This window comes from Kothea flammea (genome assembly GCF_052161645.1).
GTDB lineage: Bacteria > Planctomycetota > Planctomycetia > Pirellulales > Pirellulaceae > Laterigemmans.
The window spans coordinates 4,729,474-4,751,306 of the sequence record NZ_CP197414.1 but is presented as its reverse complement, the minus strand read 5'-3'; the positions used below and the strand labels follow the sequence as shown (position 1 = coordinate 4,751,306).

Below are 21,833 nucleotides of genomic sequence, written 5' to 3'. Positions count from 1 at the left end.
GGGCTGATAGTCTTTGGCATCCATGCATGAGAAGTTATCCGTTAGAATCTATCCGCAGTGAGAGATTGGCAGAGATCTCTGGCGGCTAATCGTTTTTCCCGCAGTTTCTTCACTCCGATCTCACCCCAAAGGTGAACTCCCTTGGCAGCCACAATCTGGGTCGACGCTGACGCTTGCCCCGTCAAAGAGGAAGTCTATCGCGTGGCGCGTCGCTACCAGTGGCGGGTTATTTTGGTGACCAACACTTGGCTTCGAATCGACGAGTCGGAGATGTTGCGTTTGGTCGTCGTGCCAGGACACGCCGATGCGGCGGATGACTGGATCGCCGCTCATGTGCAAGCGGACGAGATTGTGATTACGGCCGATATCCCGCTGGCGGCACGCTGCTTGGAGGTGCATGCCAAAGTGCTCGATCCACGCGGTGGCGAATTTAAGGATACGAATATCGGCAGCGCGTTGGCGGCGCGGGAGATCATGGACCAGTTGCGCGGTGTGGGGGTCGAAGGTTCCGGGCCCCCACCCTTTAGCAAGCGTGATCGATCACTGTTTTTGCAGAAGCTCGATCAGATGATCCAAGCCGTTTAGGATGCGGAGGATTGTTCGTCGATGGAGCGAAAAATTTCCAGCAACAAGTCCCGGACGCGGTCCTCGATTCCGGGGCAATTGCTGCCCCGAGGCCCAGCGACATTTAACGTTTGGGGGCGTTGCGTGGCGAGCCAGTCAACGACGGCGGTCGGCTCGAAATTGCGATCGATACGCAGGCTCAGGTAGGGCTTTGCATAGCGGCGGGCGCAGGATTGTGTCAGCAGCGTGCCGCCGGATAGTTTGCCCTGGTAAAGAATTAGCGTGGCATCCGAATCAATCACGTTTTGAGCTGTCCGGTCTGCGTAGTCCGAAGAGTCAAGTTCCCGCAGCAGATATCGCGAGGGGATGGAACCGTCTTCGGAAAGCCTGCCGCGGGGACACCAGCCACCGTGTTCAAGTCCGAAAGCGATAGCCGCCTCGAGTGCGCCGCGATCGACGCCCGTTTGTCCGCCGGACACGATGCGTTGGGGGCAGAATAAGTTGGGCTTGGAAGTCATCGCTGGCGGTAAACCCATTACGAAGGCCGTAGGGTGGGTCTCCAGACCCGTCCAACCAATCCAAAGACGGCGTTAAGACCCGAAACGGAATTGGTGACACGGAGCTGGTGAAAAACCGTGAAAAAACCATCCCCGCTGACCGCAAATCGCGCGGCAGCGAGGATGGTGTGATTTAACCCTGTTTGGTTGACAGTTTTGGTCCAGGCCAGGAGGCTTAGTCGCGTCGACTGCGGCTTCCGCTACCGCCGCCGCCGCCGCTGCGTCCACGTCCGCCACCACCACCACCGCTGCTGCGACGACGTGGTGGGCGTCGGCCTTCTTCACCTTCGGACTCTTCGCGATCACCACCGTCGGCTGCTGCGACCGCGGCGGCGAGTTCGTCTTCTTCGCCGAGCTCTTCGAGAGCACGGCGACGGCTAAGTTTGACGCGGTCGTGCTCATCGATGTCGATCACCAAGACCTTCATCGAATCGCCCACGTTAACGTGCCGATCGAGGCTGCTGATGTAGCCGTCGCTCATCTCGCTGATGTGCACCAAGCCGTCACGGCCGGGGAGGATTTCCACAAACGCGCCGAATTCCTTGATGCTGCTGACCGTACCGTCATAGATCTTGCCGATCTGGACGGTTGCCGTGCAAGCTTCGATCGACTTCATCGCTTCGGCAGCTGCTTCCGCGTTGGAGCTGGCGACGGTTACGACACCATCGTCATCAACTTCGATCACGGTGTTAGTGCGTTCTTGGATGCCACGAATGTTCTTACCACCGGGACCGATCAGCATGCCGATCTTGGATGGTTCGATCTTGGTCCGCAGCAAGCGAGGTGCGGTGGCCGCGATATCACGACGGGGTCGCGGGATCGTGGTTAGCATCTTTCGCAAAATTTCGATCCGAGCCTCACGCGACTGCTTCAGCGCGCTGCGGATGATATCTTCGCTGATTCCAAGAATCTTGAGATCCAATTGGATGCCGGTGATACCATTTTGAGTTCCGGCGATTTTAAAGTCCATGTCGCCGAAGTGATCTTCGTCGCCGAGGATATCGGTCAACAAACACCACTTGTCATCACTTTCCTTGACTAGGCCGATGGAGATGCCGGCGACAGGATTCGTGATTGGCACACCCGCAGCCATCAGGCCGAGGGTAGCGCCGCAGACCGAAGCCATCGAGCTGCTACCGTTCGACTCAAGGATGTCGCTGATCACGCGAATCGTGTAAGGGAAATCTTCGGGGGAAGGCAGCACGGGAGCGACGCTTCGTTCGGCAAGCGCACCGTGGCCAATTTCCCGACGACCGGGACCGCGAATTGGGCGAACTTCACCGACCGAGAACGAGGGAAAGTTGTAATCCAGCATGAATTTCTTGCTGAATTCTTCTTGCAGCCCATCGACGCGTTGTTCGTCGCGACCGGTACCGAGCGTGATGGAGACCAAGGCTTGGGTCTCTCCACGTTGGAACAGGGCCGAGCCGTGCACGCGGGGGAGCAGGTCGGTTTCGCAATAGATGGGACGCAGTGAACTTTGGTCGCGACCATCGGGCCGGGTGCCGGCGATGATCAGATCGCGAACGACTTTGGCTTCGAGGTCGTGCCAAACGGTGTGAAAGCGACCGACGTTGATCGCGCCTTCGGCGTTTGGATCGGGGATCAAGGCTTGCATGGCCGAGTCCCGCAAGTCGCGGACGGCTTGGGCGCGCTCTTGTTTGTTGCCAACTTGTTTGGCCGATCGCATCGCGTCGTAGTAGCCATCGTTCATTCGGGTGAACAGGCCGTCATCCTCTGGCGGCACGTAGGTCACTTTCTCGGGCTTGACTTGATCGAACAGTTCTTGCTGCAGATCGATCACTTGTCGGATGACGCCGTGGGCATAAGAAATTGCCGACAGCATCTCATCTTCGGACATTTCTTGGCTGAAGCCCTCGATCATCGTGACCGCGTCGCGGCTGCCCGAGACGATCAGATCGAGTTCGCTCTCTTCGAGTTCGTCGTGGGTTGGGAAGGCGACCAATTCGCCATCGACTTTACCAACGCGAACCGAGCCGACGGGGCCGAGAAACGGCAGGCTGCTGATGTGCAAGGCGGCCGAAGCGCCGTTCATGGCGAGGACGTCGCCGTCGTTTTGGGCGTCGCTCGAAAGCACTGACGCTTGGATTTGAATTTCGTCGCGGTAGCCTTCAGGCCAGAGCGGACGAATGGGACGGTCCATCAATCGCGATGTCAGCGTCTCTTTGGTCGTGGGACGCCCTTCTCGTTTGAGGAAACCGCCGGGGAAACGTCCGACCGCGCTGAGTCGTTCGCGGTAATCGCACATCAGCGGGAAAAAGTCGATTCCCGCTCGTGGTGTGCCGGTCGCTGCCGCCGTGAGGACAACTGTGTCGCCGTACTGAACGATCACGCAACCCGCAGCCTGTTTGGCCAAATGGCCGGTCTCGAGTGACATCACTCGGCCGCCAATCTCTTTTTCAACTCGAATCTTCACTTGAATATCTTTCCTTAACCTACCAACCAACAAAGACAACATCCGCCAACAGCCAAAGCGGGCACCACCTTTTCGTGGACGCTCGCCCGATCATTATCGGGAAGGGCGGAGAACAACATCAACAACCAGCTCTCACAGAAACAGCAAACCGCTTGGTTCATGGGCCTTCCCTGTTTCTAGCAGCTCCTGAGCATCAACCCGCTGAGAATCGCCCCGCCTGCGGCGGTCGATGCGTCAACGGAACAACGCCTGGGAGGAATGTTCCCCCGAGGCTTGCGTACGAGCTTCCACCGAGAACGTTCGCAGGCACCTGCTGATGAGGTCCGGCGAACTGACGGAGCGAGAGAAAATTGCTTTCGCAAAGCAATGCAATTAGCCCTTGAATCGCCCGCTGCCGGGCGACTGACAAGTCCCCAACGAACGTAACATCGTGGGGCTCGATTACTTTCGAATTCCTAGCTTGGCGATAATGTCCAAGTAGTGTTGCGGGTCATGATCCCGCACGTAATCCAACAAACGACGACGACGGCTGACAAGTCCCAGAAGGCCGCGGCGGGAGCCGTAGTCCTTGTGGTGACTCCGCATGTGCTCGGTCAACCCGTTGATACGCTCAGTCAAAATTGCGATCTGCACCTCAGGGGAGCCGGTATCCCCGTCTGCCTTCTGGTGCGTTCGAATGACTGCTTCTTTTCGCTCTTTTGTAATTGTCATCAGAAAATTGTGCCAACATCCGTAACGATAGTCTGATCTGTAATCCGGACAGTCTATCGATGATCGTGCTGTTTGCAAAGCCGATTTAGAGAGGTTTTTCTGTGGCGAGCAACTTTTCGCCAGCTTTGCCGACGTGACCGCCAATTTTTCCGAATCAATTACCTCATTTTAGCCGTTCCGGCCGCCAGTTCTAGTAGTTCGCGCACAATTTTCAGCCGTTCCGCGCCCCGATTTTGGCCTGTCCGCTGCCTAGATGACGTACGGTACCCTAGGCTGTCTCCCGCGAAGCTCGGAATTTTTCGAGTCTGACGCGGCAACGGCGGTCGCCACCTAGCGGCTTGCCGATGATTTCGTTTCTTCCTAATTTCCCGGATGATCACGCATGTCCAACGCCAGACGGACGCCTCCGAACCTGGATAACTTAAGCACTTACATTTCTCTAGGATTGCTCGCACTGGCAGGTTTCTTTGTCATCTACCTGCTGTCGACCGGCATCTACAAAGTGGCCGAATACGAAAAAGCTGTGGTCTTGCGGTTCGGCAAACTGCAGGAGCCCGTGGGGCCCGGTTTGCACCTCAAGCTGCCTTGGATTGATGACGCCATTTTGGTCGACGTTTCCGAACGCAGCCTGCGATTGCCTTGGGGGACTTCCGACATGGAGTCCGCCGGTCGCCAAATGCGCGTCAGTCGTGAGCAGCAAGAAGAGTCATTAATCTTGACCGGCGACCTGTACGCCGCCGTGGTCGAGTGGAACGTGATTTGGAAGATCAACGATCCGGCAAAATACGTCAGCCATTTCAATGACGTTGAGACGCTGGAACGCACAGTGGTGGCTGTGGCTCGCAGTACCATGCACCGCTCGGTGGGCGATTATTCGGCGGAAGAAGTCCTGACAGGCAAGCGCGAAGAGGTCAAAGCGGCCGCCCGTAAGGAAATGCGCGACCAACTCGCCGCCTTGAATTGCGGAGTCGACATCACCGATTTGCAAATGCAACGCGTCACGCCTCCACAACGTGTCCGCGTCTCATTCGATCAAGTCAATGCCTCAATTCAACTGCGAGATCAACTCGTCAACGAAGCCATTCGCGAGCGCAACCAGTTAGTCCCCACGGCCGAAGCTCGCAAAGACGAACTGATCCGCGAAGCCGAGGGGTACTCCGCACGTTTGCGGGCCGAAACAGCCGGTGAAGTGGCTGCTCTACGTTCCAAATATGAGGCCTATAAACTGGCTCCCGATGTCACGCGAGAACGCATGTACCTAGAAACGCTTGAGAAAGTGTTAGCTGCCAGCGGCCCTAAAACCATTCTGGACGGTGACTTGAAAGGACTCCTGCCCCTGTTAAACCTGGGCGAAGGCGAACAGTCTGCCAGCGGTCGCCCGCTAACTCCCACAGCTAACAGCCGAGCGAATCAGCCGCGATAGTTCGCGATAGTTCTTGAGCGATTTATCCTCATTCGCTGACAACCCAGTCAAACCATCTCGCAGAGTCAACCGAAATGAATCACCCCTTAGTTAAAAACATCGTCCGCGTCCTGGCCGTCTTGGCGCTCTTGCTGTTGCTGATGCCGTTCTTCGTATTCATTGTCAACGAGCGCGAAATGGCTGTCGTCCTCCGTTTTGGCAAACCAGTCCGAGAGTATGTCGATCCTGGTGTTAGGTTGCGGGTCCCCTTCGCCGAAACCGTTCGCAAACTACCAAAAACCCAACAGTTTTGGGGCGACGCGCGTAGTTATGAATTGCCCGACTTGCCCACGAAAGATGATAAGAAGATTGAGTTGATCCCCTGGGCCGTGTGGCGGATCAATGAACCGACCGTATTTGTGCAATTGCTTCGCGATGTTCCCAATGCGGAACAACGTGTCGCGCAGGTGACTCGCAGCGCAATCCGTGACGTGTTGACGCAGTACGAACTCGAGGAGATCGTTCGCAGCACCGACCGGCCGATTCCCACCAGCGGCGATTTGTCTGCTGGGATGAACGAAGTGCCGGCTGCGCTTGGCGATGAAGCTCTGCTAGCTGACCTCGGCAATGCGGCGACGCAAAAGCCCAAAAAGATCCGCATGGGGCGGCCGCAAATTCTAGAAATCATCAAGCTTGAAGCGCAAAAGCGACTGGCCGGTAAAGACGAAGATGTTGCTTCCGATTTAGGCCGCGGCATCGAATTGGTTGATGTTGGCATCTCGCAAATTGACTTCGTCGAATCGGTCCGCTCCAAAACGTTTGATCGTTGGATCGCTGAACGTGATGCCATCTCGGCTCGCAACGTGAATGAAGGCGAACGGCTGAAGGCAAAGATTATCAATGAAACCAAAGCCGAAGTCGCTCGCATCGAAGGCGAAGGCCAACAGCAGGCCAACGAGACCAAGGGTGAAGCCGATGCGTTTGCGATTACAAAATTCGCCGAGGTGATCAACGAGGTTGGTGAGTTCTATACTTTCGCCAGAACCTTGCAGGCTTACGAAACTGCGATTGGCAAAGATAGTCGCTTGATTCTCACGACTGATAGCGACTTCTTTAACATGTTAAAGTCGCTGAAACCAGCTGCCGCTATCAAGAATCCACCAGCCAGCGAAGTGCCTAGTAGTCAAGAATTGGCCACCGAGGAATCGCCAGAGTAGAGCGATTGTCCCTAATCGCTTGTGGTGTTGCAATGTAGAGCGATTGTCCCCAATCGCTTGTGGTGTTGCAATGTAGAGCGATTGTCCCCAATCGCTTGTAAAACAGCAAACAGCTGGGACAGCAGTTCTACATTGCAGCACAGCAAACAGCTGGGACAGCAGTTCTACATTGCGGCACAGCAAACAGCTGGGACAGCAGTTCTACATTGCAGCACAGCAAACAGCTGGGACAGCAGTTCTACAGTTTCACCGCAGCGCTTCTGCTGGGACGCGCGCGAGCGAGGGATCGGCGGGGCCCATTTCATAGGCGCTGAACTGGGCCCAGACGGGACAGTGATCGCTGATCGTCTTGGCAAACTCAGGACTCAGCTGCAGATCCCGTTCAATATTGAGCACGTTTGCCAAACGCGTAAATTCAGCCGTGGCACGACTGTCGATCAAGATGTGATCATTCTCTTTTTCCCCCAGCACCATGGTGGATCCAGGTGGCGCGATTGAGACTAACCCTGGGATCTCCCCGAGTCGAAAGAACTTTGTGCGGGGAGCATTGAGGTCACCAAGCAAAATGAAGTCATCCTCGCCGTAGTATTGATATTCCCATTGGCGAACGTTCTCGTAGACATCGGCCAACACGTTCAGCTCGTTGAGATCTCCCGGCATGGAGACTTCGTCGGGGTCAGTGTGGGCGCTAATCAATGTGAACGTGAACGGTGCGCGGGTGGCGTCGGGGGGCGGTATGACTGAAAAGGAAGCCACGTAGGGCTCGCGATGCATGCGGTCTAGTTCGTCGTTCATCACATAGACCCTTGCTTTGTCGACACGAATCCGCGTGGTGTCAAAGACGTAGGCGTATTGCTCTCGGTGCGAAGGCGAGCTGGGGCGTCCGATTGGATGGCTGACCACCGCGTCATAACGTGAGCCATCCTGATTCATGAGAGCTAACAGATTGCCGATCGGGTTGGCATCAGGCGAGCGGATTTCTTGGATGGCTACCACGTCGAACAACTTGCAGATCGAAGCCAACTGCGCCATCACTTCGGGCTTATTGGTTTTGGATTCGCCGAATGTCTGAATATTAAAGGTGGCGATAATGATTTCGTCACCGTTGGCGGGGCTCGCAGCAGCCGGAGTCACCTCTCCGGAGCTGGCCGTTAAACTGTCCAGCTTGCCGGTCAGTTTGGACAGGTCCAGCCTGCCGGTGATCGCTAAGAAAATCAGCGCCAACACACCGAGCACGGTGATGCCGGGGCCGAACATGCGAGCAAATGGAAACCCAAGAAATGGTATCCGCATCCCTGGCCTCCTTGCCCGGTGTCGCGGTGATTGCTAGAAACCCTCCGCAGCCGATCAGGCAGCCATTCCGCGAATCGATTCGATCGCGTGCGTGGCGAGACGAGCGAGCCGCGGCGGTCCCGTTTCGGCCGCTTTATTGAGTGCCGCAATTGCCGACTCGGCTGCGGTCCCAATCCTGGCGATTGCCCACGCGCAACGCTCGCGGACCGGTAAAAACGGTGAACTGACCAAGGCCGCGGTTAAACATTCCGTGGCGGATGCCGCGGCGGGGCCGAGCCGACCGATTAAGGTCACCGCCCAATAGACGACTTCGCCGTCGCTGTGCTCGTTGACTAATTGGATCAGCTCCGGCAGATCGCCAGAGGCCGGGGGGCCTAACATCTCGAGCGCTTCGGCAGCCGCCATTGCCACGCTGTCCACAGCGTCCCCGGCAGCTCGCGCCAAAGGCACCGCCAGCGAGCGACAGGCCGTTGCATTTTGAGCGGCATACTCGACCGCCGCCAACCGGGTGGCAATTGCTGGATCGCTAAATTGGCTTAAACGGGGAATCCGGTCCATCGGAATAACCACTAGTGCACTTGAGTCGCGAATGATGAGAGGCACGCTACAATACGTGAAGTCCCCGAGACGCTCCGCGCCTCGATTCTTCTTCTCTATCAAAAGGAGCTCCGGCAGTGCAACAGCAAACGGAATTCGCCATCATCCCCGACGCTAACGATATCGCTAAACTCGACCGCTCCATCGGTTTTCAGGCTTGCGAAAATCAGTCGCCCGCACACTTGTCCAGCGAACAAATTGAGCTGTGGAATCAGGCCGGCTATCTCAGCCCCTTGGATGTCCTAACTCCACTCGAAGCCGACTCGCTGCGACAATATTTTGACGCTCTGCTGGGGGACGCTCAGGCTGCCGGAAAAGATAGTTACTCGATCAGCAGCGCCCATCTCAAACATGCTCGCATCTATGACCTGCTGGCTGAGCCCCGCATCGTCAACGTGGTCAGTGACTTGCTGGGCGAAAACGTCGTCGGCTGGGGAGCCCACTTTTTTTGCAAACTGCCCGGCGACGGTAAGAGTGTCGATTGGCACCAAGACTGTAGCTACTGGCCACTCTCCCCGACCAAGTCCTTAACGGTCTGGCTGGCGATCGATGACGCCGATGAGGACAACGGTTGCATGGAAGTGGTCGCCGGCTCGCATCAGTTTGGCCTGATTGAATTCGAGTCGAGTGACTCGTCGTCGACCAACGTGCTCAACCAAACCGTCCGCGAACCGACCAAATATGGCACTCTCAAGCGGACTCCGGTTCGCGCCGGTCAAATGTCTGTCCACAGCGATCTGTTGCTGCACGGCTCGCCTCCCAATCAGAGCGATCGCCGACGTTGCGGACTGACTCTGCGATATTGCCCAGCCGACGTGATGGCCTACCTGGGCTGGAACCAAAAAGGACGCTTGGTGGCCGGCAAAGCGGATGCGAACCTTTGGCCCGGTGCCCGTCGGCCGAGTGAAGATTAACCACCACCGCGGATGCGGAAGTGCATGACCAACCAGCCATCCTCCGCTTCGATCGCCGTCGGCACCAACGTTCTCGGCGGCGCCGTCGGGTTGCTGGCTGCCATCTCCGGGGAAACGGGGAGGGGAAATGGTTCAAGCGGAATTTCGGCGGGGAAAATTTCTTCAAAACGCAAGCGAATGTTCGTTCGCAAGATGCTGGCTACCACGCCCCCCCCGCCCCGCGGGCCGAAAGCGATATCGACCTCTTCGTTCCGCACTAATTTAAAATCACCATCCTGAGTCCGCTGCGGAGTGTAAACGGCCGAAATTTCCATCGCCCGTGTTTCGTCGCCCCCCTGAGCGAACTTCAATCCGAAAATTCCCAATCGAATGCTGCCGTCACGGAGCTCGAAGACGAACGGCCGCGTGGGATGGAATGTAATGTTGATCGGCGCTTTGGAAGACTGCTCGCGGCTATCGTTCTCAACATCCTCCGCAGTTTCTTCGTTTTGACTTCCGCTTCCTGCTGTTTCACCATCCTGTTTGCCAGTGGCGGCCGGCGGACGCCAACCGTCGGGAAGCAATTCGCTGAGAAACGAAGTGAATTCGACATCCGATAGCGTTCGTTCGGACAGCACGGTGGCGGTCACATTTTTAATCGCCGACTCATGCACGCGGACGATAATGTCCTCGCTGCTGGGTGCCGGTGCGGGAACGACTTCCGTGCTGATTTGATCCTGATTTCGCACCATCAGGGCCAGCTTTACGAATTCGCTGGTCGAACTCCACTGCCGACCGGGAACCGCGATATCAAAACGCTGCAATAAGTCGCTGTCAAAAGCTCCGGCCAGATCGTTGCCGCCCGATAATTGTTGCCCCAACTGCTCGGCAAACTGTTCCCCCACCCGGTCCGCCAAACGTTGCGAGGCAATCTTGTTGGACAATGGTTTTTGCTCGGCCGCTTTGCGAGCCGCTATTCGGCGGACAATCCTCAGCGGGTGCGAAATTCCCAATATTTGCGAATCGAGATTAGCAAAGGTGGTCACCGGACTGGCGGTCACTCCGTTGGTATCCAACATCAATGTCAGTTCGCTGCGAACGTCGCCAAAGCCCCGCGTTTTGACTCGGATTTTTTTCTGATAGCCGGTGCCCAAGCTGTCAAACCGAGCCAGCAACGACAATCCGACTTTGGCGGCATTGCTTGCCGGGATCAGCCGGGCAGATAAACTGCCCGCCAGCACCGTATCGCTAATCACACGCGTTCCCAAAATGCATTCGTTGCTAGGGCCAGTGTTGTAAACCGGTCGCTGCACGAACTCGTTGACCGCGCTTTCGCCAACCAATAATTGCACGTTCGGTTGGCTAAAGTGATTGCGGATGGCTGCCACCAATTCGGGGGCGAATCCGCTGGCGGCAACAAACCGCAGGTTATAGGTCAGTAATTCGGCGTCTGCCGCTGGCAATGGCCCAGCCGGCAAGCGAAGAATCTCGGCGATCCGAGACAAAGCCGACTCAATCCGACGAACCGCTTCGCGGTCATCGCCAAGCCGCAGCAGGGTGGCATAGCGACGAGCCTGCTGACGAAATTGCACGATCGGCTCGCGTTCCAAACCGGGCGAGTTCCGAGCCAATCGCCAATACAAAGCTTGTAATCGCTCGGTCAAGAGACGCCGCGACCCCTCCTCGGACATCGCTGCGAGTACCTCATCAAAGCGGATGTAGTTCAACCATGTCCCCACGATGATCGGATCCGAAGTCCGCTCCAAATAATTCACCAAATCCTGGTACTCGCTTCGCAAGGCGGATGCTGCCTCGGCCAAGTCGGGCAACCGCTGGGGATCAAGTGAATCGGCTGCCGCAGTGGTTCGAGCGGCCAACGCCTCCCGGCCCGAGAGCACGGTCTGCCCCTTCGTATCCCCGCCAGCGAAAAATAACGCCGCGATGCAAAGGCTCTGGGAAAGATTGCGACCTAATGGGGTGGTAAACATGGTGTTCAAATCAATACAGAAATTTGCGTTGGCGATGCCGCTAGAGGTGAAGTCTGACGCTGCGAGCAGACCGCGTATCGTAATATAGTCGTTTTAAACCTCCCAGACTCCCCGCCTTTGTTGCTTTTCTTAAACGCCACATGTTGCCTTTCCGCAACATCTTCTCCAGAGCGTGCTAGGTTTGCTTGGGCAAAGTACCAACAGACTCGACGTTGAGTCCTGCCCCGCTTGGGCAATCGAGTGCGAGCGCGATAACCACTCTACGGTGTCGGCAACAGTCATGGAATTTGGCAAAATAACCACAGCGAACATGAGCCCAGCGTTTGCCGGACTCGCTTCCGAGCGGCGACGAAGTGCCGGCGGCAGATCACGGCACGGCGCATTCGCGAGTCGGTTCGTTGGTCCGTTCGTTGGCCCATTGCGAAGCGCATCTCGGATGGCTCGAGTGGTTTGGCGAATGGCGTTGATCGGCGGGATGCTGTTTTTGCTGGGCGGCTGCGCGGAGCTGCGGTTACCGGCGATCGATCCGACAGGCAGTTGCATTTTTGCCCCTTCAGGCGCTTCCACCACGTTGCTGCCCTCCTGTCCGCTAACTGCCGATGGGCGTTCTTGCTTGAATTGCCGCGGTTGTTTGTCGGGAGGCTGCTGTTTGGCGGGGCTGGGAAATTGGCTACCCGAACCGGCTTTCCCTGAACCAGCGACGCCACCCCCTTGCTTGCAAGGTCCGCCGGTTGGCGGGCCTCAGGTGGGAGCGCCGCTCGCAGCGGGGCCTGGCGGGGGCCAATGTGTTCCCGGCGGACCGTGTGTTCCCGGCGGCGCACCCTATTCGGAAGACTGTGCCAAGGGGCCACCGGCGGTATTGGTTGGGCAACGGGGCTGCTTGCAAGGCGCGTTGCACTTGCCCAAGCAAGGCAAACGGGGGCGTCTGTTGTTATCTCCAGGACGAGTGATCGCCCCGGTCGGCGGTGAGGTTGTTTTGCTGTCGGGGGTTTGCGGCAATGATGGCTACTTGGCTACCGGCGAGCCCATTGAGTGGATGTTGACGCCGGAGAGCGTAGGCCACTTTATTCAGATTGCTCCCGATGACGCTAGCCTGCTGCAACGTTGGACTCAGCCAGCGGAAGTGGAAAAGGTAAGCGGCTCGTTTGCCCGCGGTCTCACCCGTACGAAGCCGGCATTGATCACCCGCGGGACTTTGACTCCCAACGATGATGTGCAGCTGGAAGCGGGCCAAGCTTGGGCCACGATCAGCAGTCCCACTGAAGGAGTCAGCCGGATTACCGCGCTAGCTCCCGAAAGTGACTGTTGGGATCAGCGAAAAGCGACCACCACGATTTACTGGGTGGACGCTCGCTGGATTTTTCCCCGACCGCAGATCGAGCGGGCCGGTACGCCCGTTTCTTTGACCACGCGAGTGACTCGCAGCGAAGGAACGATTCCGGCGGTTGGTTGGAAAGTCCAATACACCATTCTCAACCCCGAGTTGGCTGGTTTCGCCCCCAACGGCGCGGCGACCATTGAGGCCACAGTGAACGCCGATGGAAATGCCACAGTCAGCCTCGTACCGTTGCGGGGAACGTCGGGCACAGCCACCGTGGCCATGCAAGTCATCCGCCCGGCCGGCATCGATGACAATATTCCCGCACTGCCGTTGGCCCAGGGGACGACCTTGGTGACTTGGAGCGCCCCGCGACTCGCCCTCGAAGCGACCGGTCCCGCAGTCGCAGGTTTCGACCAACCGATCACGATCACCGCGAACGTCTCCAACCCAGGCAACTTGGCTACCGGGCCGGTCGACTTGAGCGTCCAGCTACCGGTCGGTGTCAATTTCTTGGGCAGCGATTTCGAACATCAAGAGTGGCCAAATCAAATCACTTGGTCGTACCCCGAGGGTGTGCCAGGGGGACAGGTCGGCACGGTAACGATGCAGGTCTCCGCCAGAGAACCATTCCAACTGGTGTTCAACGCTCGAGATGCGCAGAACGGTTTGGCCGCTTCTTCGGAAGTCCGCGTCGATGTATCGATTCCGAGCCTCGAAGTTCGCGTGCAAGTCGCTCCTGATTCCGAGCGTTTGACGACGGGTGAGGATGCCTCCTTTAACATTGAGGTTATCAACACCGGCCAACGTCCATTGCAGGCTGTCGAATTGAAAGTCGAAGGGGACGAGGGAATGGCGGAGGTTTCGCAAGGTACCGCCATCGTCTTCAACGGTCGCGATGATCCCCTGCAACCTGGCGAAGTGTGGCAAATTCCCGTTCGTTATAATGTTTTTCAACCGGGTCGACGTTGCTTAACCGTGACCGCTTCGGCCCAGGCTCAAGCACCGGTTAGCGCGCAAGCCTGCCTCACGGCAACCAATCCGATTCCCCAAGCACCCGCCATCGAAGCCAGCATCAGCGGTCCGCCGGAAGTCCGCGTCAACGATGTCCAACTGTTTCGTTATGTGATTCGCAACACCGGGCAACAAGCGGTTTCCGATGTATTGGTGACTGTGACGTATGATGCCCAGCTGCAATCATTGCGAGCGACTTCGGAAAATCGTGACGATCAAAATTTACCCCGCTATCAATTAAAGTGGCGAATTCCCAGCCTGCCCGCCAGGTCACAGACTGAGGTCGAAGTGGAGTACCAAATCTTGGGACCACTGGGACCAGCCAGCACGATCATGACGGTGCAAACCGCCGAAGGTGCCCAAGCCGATGATCGATTTGCATTCCAAATCTTCCCCGCACCCGCCGCCATTGCGCCTCCCGCCGCCGAACCGCCACCAGTGCTCCCTACCGGACCGCCGCCACGAATTCCCGTGCCACTGAATCCATACGAAAATCAGCCTCAACCGAATCCACCAAACGTCGGTGGCAACCAGCCAAACGGCGCGGTCGTGCCACCACCGCTGCAAGAGGAAACTCCACCGGCAGCACAACCCCCAGCCGCTCTCGGGCGGTTGAGCGTGCGAGTTTTTGATAACGACGATCCCGTGAAAGTGGGCGATCAGGTTACTTATGTAATCCAAGTGACTAACGAATCGACCAGCGAGGATCGTGAGGTTCAAGTCCGCTTTTCCTTGCGACCCGATGTGCCAATCCTATCCATTTCACAGACACGCTTTCCCGGTGCCGTCTGGGAAAAGAACCTAGCGAACTTTCATTACTTGAGAGAAATCCCTAGTATGGCTCCCGGCGAAACCATCGAATACACGTTAGTCGTCCAAGCCAACAGCCCACAGGCAATCAACGTTTCGGTGGAAGCCTACAGTAAAAACCAACCAAACCAGTCAACTGCCAACGAAGAAACCAGCGTGCTGCCCCAGTAAGTCCAGTGTGCTGCCCCAGTAAGCAACGAGCGGAGTTATCAAGTCGCCTTTCGCGCTGCGAAAGTTCGGACAGAAGCTGTTTTTGCGGAGCGTGGATGGTGCCGGAGGACCTGACTGCCCAGGGAAAGTACCATGAGCCAACTCGAGCAAATTCCCAGCACGGCCGCCAGGTTCGTGATCCTTTGGCACGAAGTTCTCCCGATCCGCCAAGGCACTCCCGCCATAGCTATTGGGCGAACTACCGAGTCGCATTACGATCTGATGTTCGAGGTTGGTGATAGCTTGCGAACCTGGGCGACATCGAACTGGCCGCTGCCAATCGGCAAAGCCCTGCCGGCGACCGAGTTGGCTCCTCATCGCCGCCACTACCTCGACTATGAAGGGCCGATCTCCGCAAACCGCGGTACGGTCCAACGTGTCGCTGCGGGGCGTTACTTGGTACTGGACGATCTGCCAGGGGTTTTTCAAGTCCGCTGGGAAACCGACACCGACCGAGGCTGTCTGCTCTTCACCGGCGGCCAAGTGACGGCAGTCCCGCCAACTCCGGCCTCGGACGATTGATACTTAAAAAATATCAATAAGCCGTTTTAAGATATTGGACATATCGAACGGCCACGGAGACAATGTGCACTTGGAAACCTTCGGAGAGTCGCTGCCTCTAACCGAAATCCCCGCCTCCATTCGCCGGACTTGTCGCTCATGTTTAGGACTGGCATGTTAAGGACGGGCATCTATTGCTTGTGCCTGCTGTGGATCAGCAACGTGCCGCAGCATTCGCTCGCGGGCGCGGATGCGTTTGATCCGGAGCGTTTGGAAAAGCGGGTTGTCGTGGCCGCTTGTCACGATCCGCTGCAACTCGAGTTTCTGTCTGCCGAACGGCTGGTCTTTATTGAGCGTCATGGCGACGTCAAGCTGATCGAGATATCAGCCGGCGGGCAAGTGAAAACGATTGGGCAAATTCCAGTCGCCATGTATGGCGAAGTTGGTTTGCTAGGAATCGCCCGCGACCGATTTTTTGCCGAGACCGGCTGGCTGTACATGCTGTTTTGTCCGCGTGAAGCCCCCGACACGATGAGGCTCTCACGCTTTACGCTACGGGACGACAGGATTGATTTGGCATCCCAAGTCGCGTTGTTGGAATACTCCATCGAATCGGCCGGCGCGATCCACATGGGCGGCGGTTTGTATATGGATCAGCGTGGTAACCTCCACATCGGCACGGGCGACAACTGCCCACCCATTCCGGAATTACCAGTCGATCAACGGCCAGGGCGCGAGAACTTTGACGCTTTGCGAACGAGTGCCAATAGCATGGATTTACGCGGTAAAGTTTTACGGATACATCCCGAGCCCGATGGGAGCTATTCAATCCCAAGCGGGAATTTATTTAGCGAGCAAGCTGAAGGCCGAGCGGAGATCTACGCGATGGGATGTCGCAATCCTTTTCGCGTCAGCGTCGACGAAAAGAATGGTTGCGTGTACTGGGGTGACGTGGGGCCGAATATCGAGTTATCACTCAAACTGGGCCCCAATGGCTATGATGAAATCAATCGAGCTGCCGAGCCGGGAAACTTTGGTTGGCCGATGTTTGTCGGGCCCAACGAAGCCTATCGAGACTTTGATTTTACCAATCGCCAAGTGGGTGAAACTTTCGATACTCTCGCACCTGTCAACGATTCAAAGAATAATACTGGGTTAAGAATACTTCCCAAACCGCGGGCTGCCATGATCTGGTATCCGTCAGCGGAATCGTCGGAGTTTCCCACCTTGGGCAGTGGTGGACGTTCCGCCATGGCTGGGCCGGTTTACCATTTCTCCCGTTACCAGCATTCACCGACCGCGCTGCCCGATGCCTTTGACGGTTCGCTTTTCATTTATGAATGGACTCGCAATTGGATTCGGACTGTTGAGATGGACGACCGGGGGAAACCGAGCAAGATTGTGCCCTTCATGCCGGGCACAATATTTCGCAAGCCGATTGATATGAAGATCGCCCCTGATGGTACGTTGTATATCATTGAGTATGGTGACAAGTGGGGAGACAATCGCGACTCGCAGATCACTCAAGTTGTCTATCGGCGTGGAAACCGCGAGCCGCTCGCACGCCTCGTGGCGACACCGCTAGCAGGTCGCCATCCATTGAACGTTCAGTTTGACGCCTCGGGATCAAGCGACCCTGATAACGATGATCGGTTAGCTTTTCAATGGACATTAGATGGTGTCCCACAGACCGATTGGCGAGGACCGAATGCTACGGCCACGTTTTCGCAATCTGGCATTCATCGCGTGGCAGTCACCGCGATCGACCTCGCGGGCGAGCGTTCGACAACTTCTACCGAGATTCGCGTCGGCAACGCAGCCCCGGAGATTGTGCTGCAGCCCCCCCAGCACGGCTCATTTTTTGATTGGGGAGATACCATCCGCTATCGCATCCGGGTCAACGATTATGAAGATGGTTCGACGGATGACGGCACTATTGCCTCGGGGCGAGTGTTGTTCAGTCCGCAGTATCTGAAACGTCGAGCCGGGGCGAACAGCGTGGACTCAGCCGACCCTGGTCTGACTTTGATGCGCAACACAACCTGTTTTTCTTGTCACACTACGAAGTCCGCGTCGGCCGGGCCGGCCTATCGCGAAGTAGCCCGCAAGCACGCAGGGAATTCGTTGGCGCGTGAACAGTTGGCAGAAAAGATTATGCGGGGTGGGGCGGGAGTTTGGGGCAGCAAACCAATGCCCCCGCATCCACAACACTCCATGCAGCAAACTCGCTTGATGGCTGACTGGATATTGTCGCTGGCCAACGATGACTCGAGTGCTCCCGTGCCGGGAAGTCATGGTTTTTTTCGCACCGCTCCCCCTGTCGCCTTGCCAGACGCTGGCGTTTTGATTTTGCATGCCGAGTATACGGATCAAGGCACCGAGGAGGCCCCCGCGATCCGCACCGCTGCGGAGTGCGTGCTCCACACCCGCCGCAAACGGGCCAGCGGTTTTGATATGCGAGAGGGCATCGAGTTAGTGGACGTGTTTGAGAGGCAAGTGGGGTTGGTGGCCAAGTTCCGCGTCGGCGACTGGATCGCTTTTCGCGACGTTTGCCTGAAGGGGATTGACCGTATCACTTGGTATGCCGCCGCGCCGCGGGATGCAACCGCGGTGCTCACGCTGCGAGCGGATTCTCCCACCGGCCCTGAGTTATCACGGCTGGAATTTATCGGGCAACGTGATCCCCTGGGGGAATTGTTTTTTAATCTATCGACGTCAGTGCAGGAACTCGTCGGCGTTCACGACCTCTACATCGTTGCCGAAAGTATCAAGGCCGACGATTTGTTGGAGGTGATGCCAGCGCCGAGTTCCGCAGCGAGTGATGAGAAACCATCGGGTGCTGCCGATTCCGCTGCGCACATCAGTTTGTCATGGGTTGAATTCCATGATTCACCCGCGACACTCCAACGCAAGCGAGCCGAAGAGCAACAACGCAAGAAGATCGTGCTGGTTCCCACTAAGTTGGATCACCCGTGGGGGACGCATATGTATGCCAATGTCTGCCAGATTTTGGCAGCCTGTCTAAACCAAACTCCGGGGGTCGAAGCCATTGTCTCGCCTGATTACGATTGGCCGCGAGATCCTCAGTTACTCGCCGAGGCCGACGCGATTGTCTTCTACTCACGCCCCGCCGGAGATATTTTACTATCGGCCCAGCATCGCCAAGCAGCACAAGCAATGCTCAAGCGGGGCGTTGGTTTCACAGCTATTCACTGGGCGACTGGCGCCGAGGGAAATCTGGGGGAGGAGTACAAGGAAATCCTTGGAGGCTGGTTTAATTTTGACCACAGCGGACTCAAAGTGGACCAACAATCTTTATCGCAATTGCAACCGGAACATCCGATTTGTCGCGGCTGGAATGACTTTTTATCACGTGATGAATTTTATCTAAATCTTAAATTCAGCGAGCGGGCCAAACCGCTGCTGCAAGTCGATTTGGATGGACAGAACCAGACCGTTGCCTGGGTGCATGATCGAAGGGATGGCGGGCGTAGTTTCGGCACCACGCTGGGACATTTTTATCAAAACTATACCGATCCAAAATTTCGCCGCTTGCTAGTTCAAGGTATTCTTTGGACGGCCGAGGTTGAAATTCCTGAAGCGGGCGTGCCAGTCGAAGTCGCCGAGGATTTGTTGCGGCTGGAGACTCCACAAATCGCGCAAAATCGTGACTGGACATGGGAGCAAGCCCGCGCGGAGGTGCAGCGATCAGTCAAGGCGCAGCGAGCCCCTTCGTTTTCCGCTGGAGAGCAAATCTTCCAACGTGCGGCCTGTGCGAATTGCCACGCCATCGGTACGTTACAAGGCAGTGATATTGATAGGGATAGTGAAAAGACGATGGGAAAACTAGGCCCAAATCTCACTCAAGTCCGCCAGCGTTTTGCTTTGGAAAATGACCCCGCCGCGGCCTTGTTACGGTCGATCATCGAACCTTCCCACACCATTTCGGCAGGCTTTCAAACAGAAGTGTTCGTGCTGGCCGACGGCAGCGTCCTCAGCGGCGTTGTGCGCGAAGAAATAGCCGATCAGGTGACGATTATCAGCAATCCTGATAAACCAAAGGAAGCCCGCACCATTTCCAGAACGGAAATTGAAGATCGTCAGAAGTCATCCATCTCCATGATGCCGGCCGGTTTGCTAAATAGGCTGGCGGGCGATGAGATTTATGAGCTCTACAATTATGTGCAGGCTGGCGGGAATGCTGCTGATTTCGTCTATCAGCGGGCACCGCTCATGCTCGAGCCTTGGGCCGATCAACGGTTGCCCGTGCAAGCTGGCTTGCAATGGTGGCTAGACGCATCTCGCCTTGCCCAAGCAAGACAGACGCAGGAACTGTCGGAAGCAACCGATGGAAATCTCTTGGCAATCTGGCACGATGCCAGCGGCAGGCAGCGACACGTCCAACAACGTCAGCAAAATGCCCAGCCCAGGTTGGGAGTGACACGGCGGGGCCGCTATGTAGAATTTGATGGCGTTGATGATTTTATGCTGGCGTCGAATCAAGCACTTCAAACTGAGGCGTTGACTTTATTTGTCGTGGTTGCCCCAAATCACAATCAGAATTGGCCTGGCATTATCTCTGGAAATACGCTGGGAGCAAACGATTACCAATCTGGTTTCAACTTAGATCTGATGCCCACGCCAACGACTCGTTTCGAATCACTGATGGTTGAAGGCAAAGGTTATCCAGGGGTTACCAACCTGATGACTGAGAGTCACGATTTTGGTCAATTCTTGATCGTCACCGTCCGCAGTCAACCTGGTTCCAATGGCGTGCAGGTGCGCATCAATGGACGTCCCCAGTTGGCTCGTGACCGCCCCGCCGGTATGAAGCGTATTGATGAGCTTGCGGTAGCGGCGCGGTATTGGAGTAACGATGCTCAGGTTCCCCCGTTCAACCGTGGTTTTCTCAGCGGACGAATTTCGCAAGTCTTGCTCTATGATCGCCCTTTGGAAGATGATGAGTTAATCGCCAATGAAGTCTTTCTCTGGGAGAGCAACCGCTCCCTGTTGGACCCGCTAGTTGAAATTCAAGACCTGGGCGCGACTTCGAAGTAAGCATCTCCGCATGAGTCATTAAAAACCGAATCAGCGCAACACGCCAGCGTGCGGTTCCTCGGAACCCTGTGCAGTCGCACGCTCGTTATTCACTTGTGATCTCGCGCTGTTTGCCGCAGTGCTCGCAGGCGGGCAATAGCGAATGACGAATCTTTCCGCATTGCTCGCAGGGATCATACAGACTGGTAGCGCAGCTGGGACAAACATAGGCTGTGTTGTCAATCGAGCACTCCTTGGCCGCGGCGCTGAGTGATGATTTCTTGAGGCTGCGGCGAGTCCAGTAAGCGAACTGCAGCGGCCCGCGCTGAATCGGATAGTCACAGATTGGGCAAAAAAACGTGGCGTAGGCTTCACGGTACTGACGGAGCAACCAATTGCTGCTGGGACGTGCCGACAATCGCAGCAAGCGAACGAGCACCACCACGCAAATAGCCAGTGACAGAAGTATCAGAATGTATTTGAAATAGACCGCCGGAAAGTGCTCGTGCATTACCAGCAGGACGCGCGTGGCTGTCGCCGCGCTAATCGCGTAGATCAGCATGGCGTAGGTCCCGCCAGATTGCCGAATCGCCAGCCAAACGCAAATGATCAGCAAGGGAATGAGCATCGCCAGCTTTGCGGCCGCCAATTGCCATTGATGACGTTTGGCGAGGCGGGTGTATTCACTTCGGATCGGCACCGTCGCTGCTTGCAATGCCGCTTGATTCGCTTCCTTCCGCAGCAGCGCAGCCTCCAATTCATCTTGCAATCTGATGAGTTCACTGTTGAGCGTCTGGATCTCACGTTGGTTGGCGAGGAACAGCTGGAGATTATCCGTCAGCGCCGCCTGCTGTTCATCATTCAGCGGCTGGTTTTGTTCCGTGGCAAGACGCTTTAACTCCAGCAGCTGATTGATGGTCTGTTGTGAATCATTGGTTGTTTGATTGGTCAAACGCCGCCGCTCTTGCGAGGATTCCAGTTGCCGATTCAAGTCTTTCATCTCAGCGGCGATTTGGTCGCGTGCGGCATTCAGTTCGGCCGGCACTCCCGCCTCCACCATCTGTTCAAAGTTTGGCCCTTCGATGCGATCAATATCTCGCAAGAGGTATCCCAACAGCCAAAAAGAGAGTACCGCCACGGCCACGCTGAAGCTGAAGATCAGCATGTTCAAAAAGAACGATCCACGGTGCTTTTTTGGGGCTTGCATGTTGGCCGTTGCGCAATGGGGGGGGACTCGAATGATACGTCAAGCTTCGCAGGTGGGGCCCGGATTGGCTCGCTTTA

14 protein-coding genes are annotated in these 21,833 nt (G+C 56.5%); 7 read left to right on the top strand and 7 right to left on the bottom strand.

Annotation, left to right across the window (positions count from 1 at the left end):
• The first annotated feature begins 141 nt into the window (after positions 1-141).
• A complete protein-coding gene (locus SH139x_RS17820; protein WP_488351127.1) occupies positions 142-585 on the top strand; it encodes a YaiI/YqxD family protein in 444 nt (147 codons plus the stop codon).
• Here the strand turns inward: SH139x_RS17820 and SH139x_RS17815 are convergent.
• The 3 genes from SH139x_RS17815 to rpsO form a co-directional block, all read right to left on the bottom strand.
• Positions 582-1,082, bottom strand: a complete 501-nt coding sequence (locus SH139x_RS17815; RefSeq protein WP_488351126.1) for a putative molybdenum carrier protein — start codon at positions 1,080-1,082, stop codon at positions 582-584. The genes SH139x_RS17820 and SH139x_RS17815 overlap by 4 nt on opposite strands.
• 214 nt (positions 1,083-1,296) lie before the next feature.
• Positions 1,297-3,558 (bottom strand): polyribonucleotide nucleotidyltransferase, encoded by a 2,262-nt coding sequence (pnp, locus tag SH139x_RS17810; RefSeq protein ID WP_488351125.1) that lies wholly within the window; start codon positions 3,556-3,558, stop codon positions 1,297-1,299.
• A 441-nt stretch (positions 3,559-3,999) separates the two neighbouring features.
• Complete coding sequence (gene rpsO, locus SH139x_RS17805) at positions 4,000-4,269, bottom strand: 30S ribosomal protein S15 (RefSeq protein WP_488351124.1); 270 nt, start codon at positions 4,267-4,269, stop codon at positions 4,000-4,002.
• Positions 4,270-4,651: 382 nt separating this feature from the next.
• Between rpsO and hflK the strand changes: the two genes are divergently transcribed.
• Both hflK and hflC read left to right on the top strand, forming a co-directional pair.
• Positions 4,652-5,692, top strand: a complete 1,041-nt coding sequence (gene hflK / locus SH139x_RS17800; RefSeq protein WP_488351123.1) for an FtsH protease activity modulator HflK — start codon at positions 4,652-4,654, stop codon at positions 5,690-5,692.
• Positions 5,693-5,766: 74 nt separating this feature from the next.
• Positions 5,767-6,888 carry a protease modulator HflC gene (gene hflC / locus SH139x_RS17795; RefSeq protein ID WP_488351122.1) on the top strand — a complete coding sequence of 374 codons (1,122 nt, stop codon included), beginning with the start codon at positions 5,767-5,769 and terminating at the stop codon, positions 6,886-6,888.
• A 246-nt stretch (positions 6,889-7,134) separates the two neighbouring features.
• Here hflC and SH139x_RS17790 read toward each other — a convergent pair whose 3' ends face one another.
• Positions 7,135-8,181, bottom strand: a complete 1,047-nt coding sequence (locus SH139x_RS17790) for an endonuclease/exonuclease/phosphatase family protein (RefSeq protein ID WP_488351121.1) — start codon at positions 8,179-8,181, stop codon at positions 7,135-7,137.
• A gap of 54 nt (positions 8,182-8,235) precedes the next feature.
• Entirely contained in the window at positions 8,236-8,739 is a 504-nt protein-coding gene (locus tag SH139x_RS17785; RefSeq protein ID WP_488351120.1) for a HEAT repeat domain-containing protein, read from the bottom strand.
• Between the two features lie 116 nt (positions 8,740-8,855).
• Between SH139x_RS17785 and SH139x_RS17780 the strand changes: the two genes are divergently transcribed.
• On the top strand, positions 8,856-9,692 hold the full coding sequence (locus SH139x_RS17780) for a phytanoyl-CoA dioxygenase family protein (RefSeq protein WP_488351119.1): 837 nt from the start codon (positions 8,856-8,858) through the stop codon (positions 9,690-9,692).
• Here SH139x_RS17780 and SH139x_RS17775 read toward each other — a convergent pair.
• The gene (locus SH139x_RS17775) at positions 9,689-11,659 is read right to left on the bottom strand and encodes a hypothetical protein (protein WP_488351118.1); all 1,971 of its coding nucleotides are present in this window, start codon (positions 11,657-11,659) and stop codon (positions 9,689-9,691) included. The genes SH139x_RS17780 and SH139x_RS17775 overlap by 4 nt on opposite strands.
• A gap of 436 nt (positions 11,660-12,095) precedes the next feature.
• Between SH139x_RS17775 and SH139x_RS17770 the strand changes: the two genes are divergently transcribed.
• The 3 genes from SH139x_RS17770 (at position 12,096) to SH139x_RS17760 (ending at position 20,570) form a co-directional block, all read left to right on the top strand.
• Entirely contained in the window at positions 12,096-14,972 is a 2,877-nt protein-coding gene (locus tag SH139x_RS17770; RefSeq protein WP_488351117.1) for a COG1361 family protein, read from the top strand.
• Positions 14,973-15,104: 132 nt separating this feature from the next.
• The gene (locus SH139x_RS17765) at positions 15,105-15,533 is read left to right on the top strand and encodes a hypothetical protein (protein ID WP_488351116.1); all 429 of its coding nucleotides are present in this window, start codon (positions 15,105-15,107) and stop codon (positions 15,531-15,533) included.
• 138 nt (positions 15,534-15,671) lie between these two features.
• Positions 15,672-20,570 carry a PQQ-dependent sugar dehydrogenase gene (locus SH139x_RS17760; RefSeq protein WP_488351115.1) on the top strand — a complete coding sequence of 1,633 codons (4,899 nt, stop codon included), beginning with the start codon at positions 15,672-15,674 and terminating at the stop codon, positions 20,568-20,570.
• Between the two features lie 85 nt (positions 20,571-20,655).
• Here the strand turns inward: SH139x_RS17760 and SH139x_RS17755 are convergent, their stop codons facing one another.
• A complete protein-coding gene (locus tag SH139x_RS17755) occupies positions 20,656-21,756 on the bottom strand; it encodes a hypothetical protein (RefSeq protein WP_488351114.1) in 1,101 nt (366 codons plus the stop codon).
• Between the last annotated feature and the right edge of the window lie 77 nt (positions 21,757-21,833).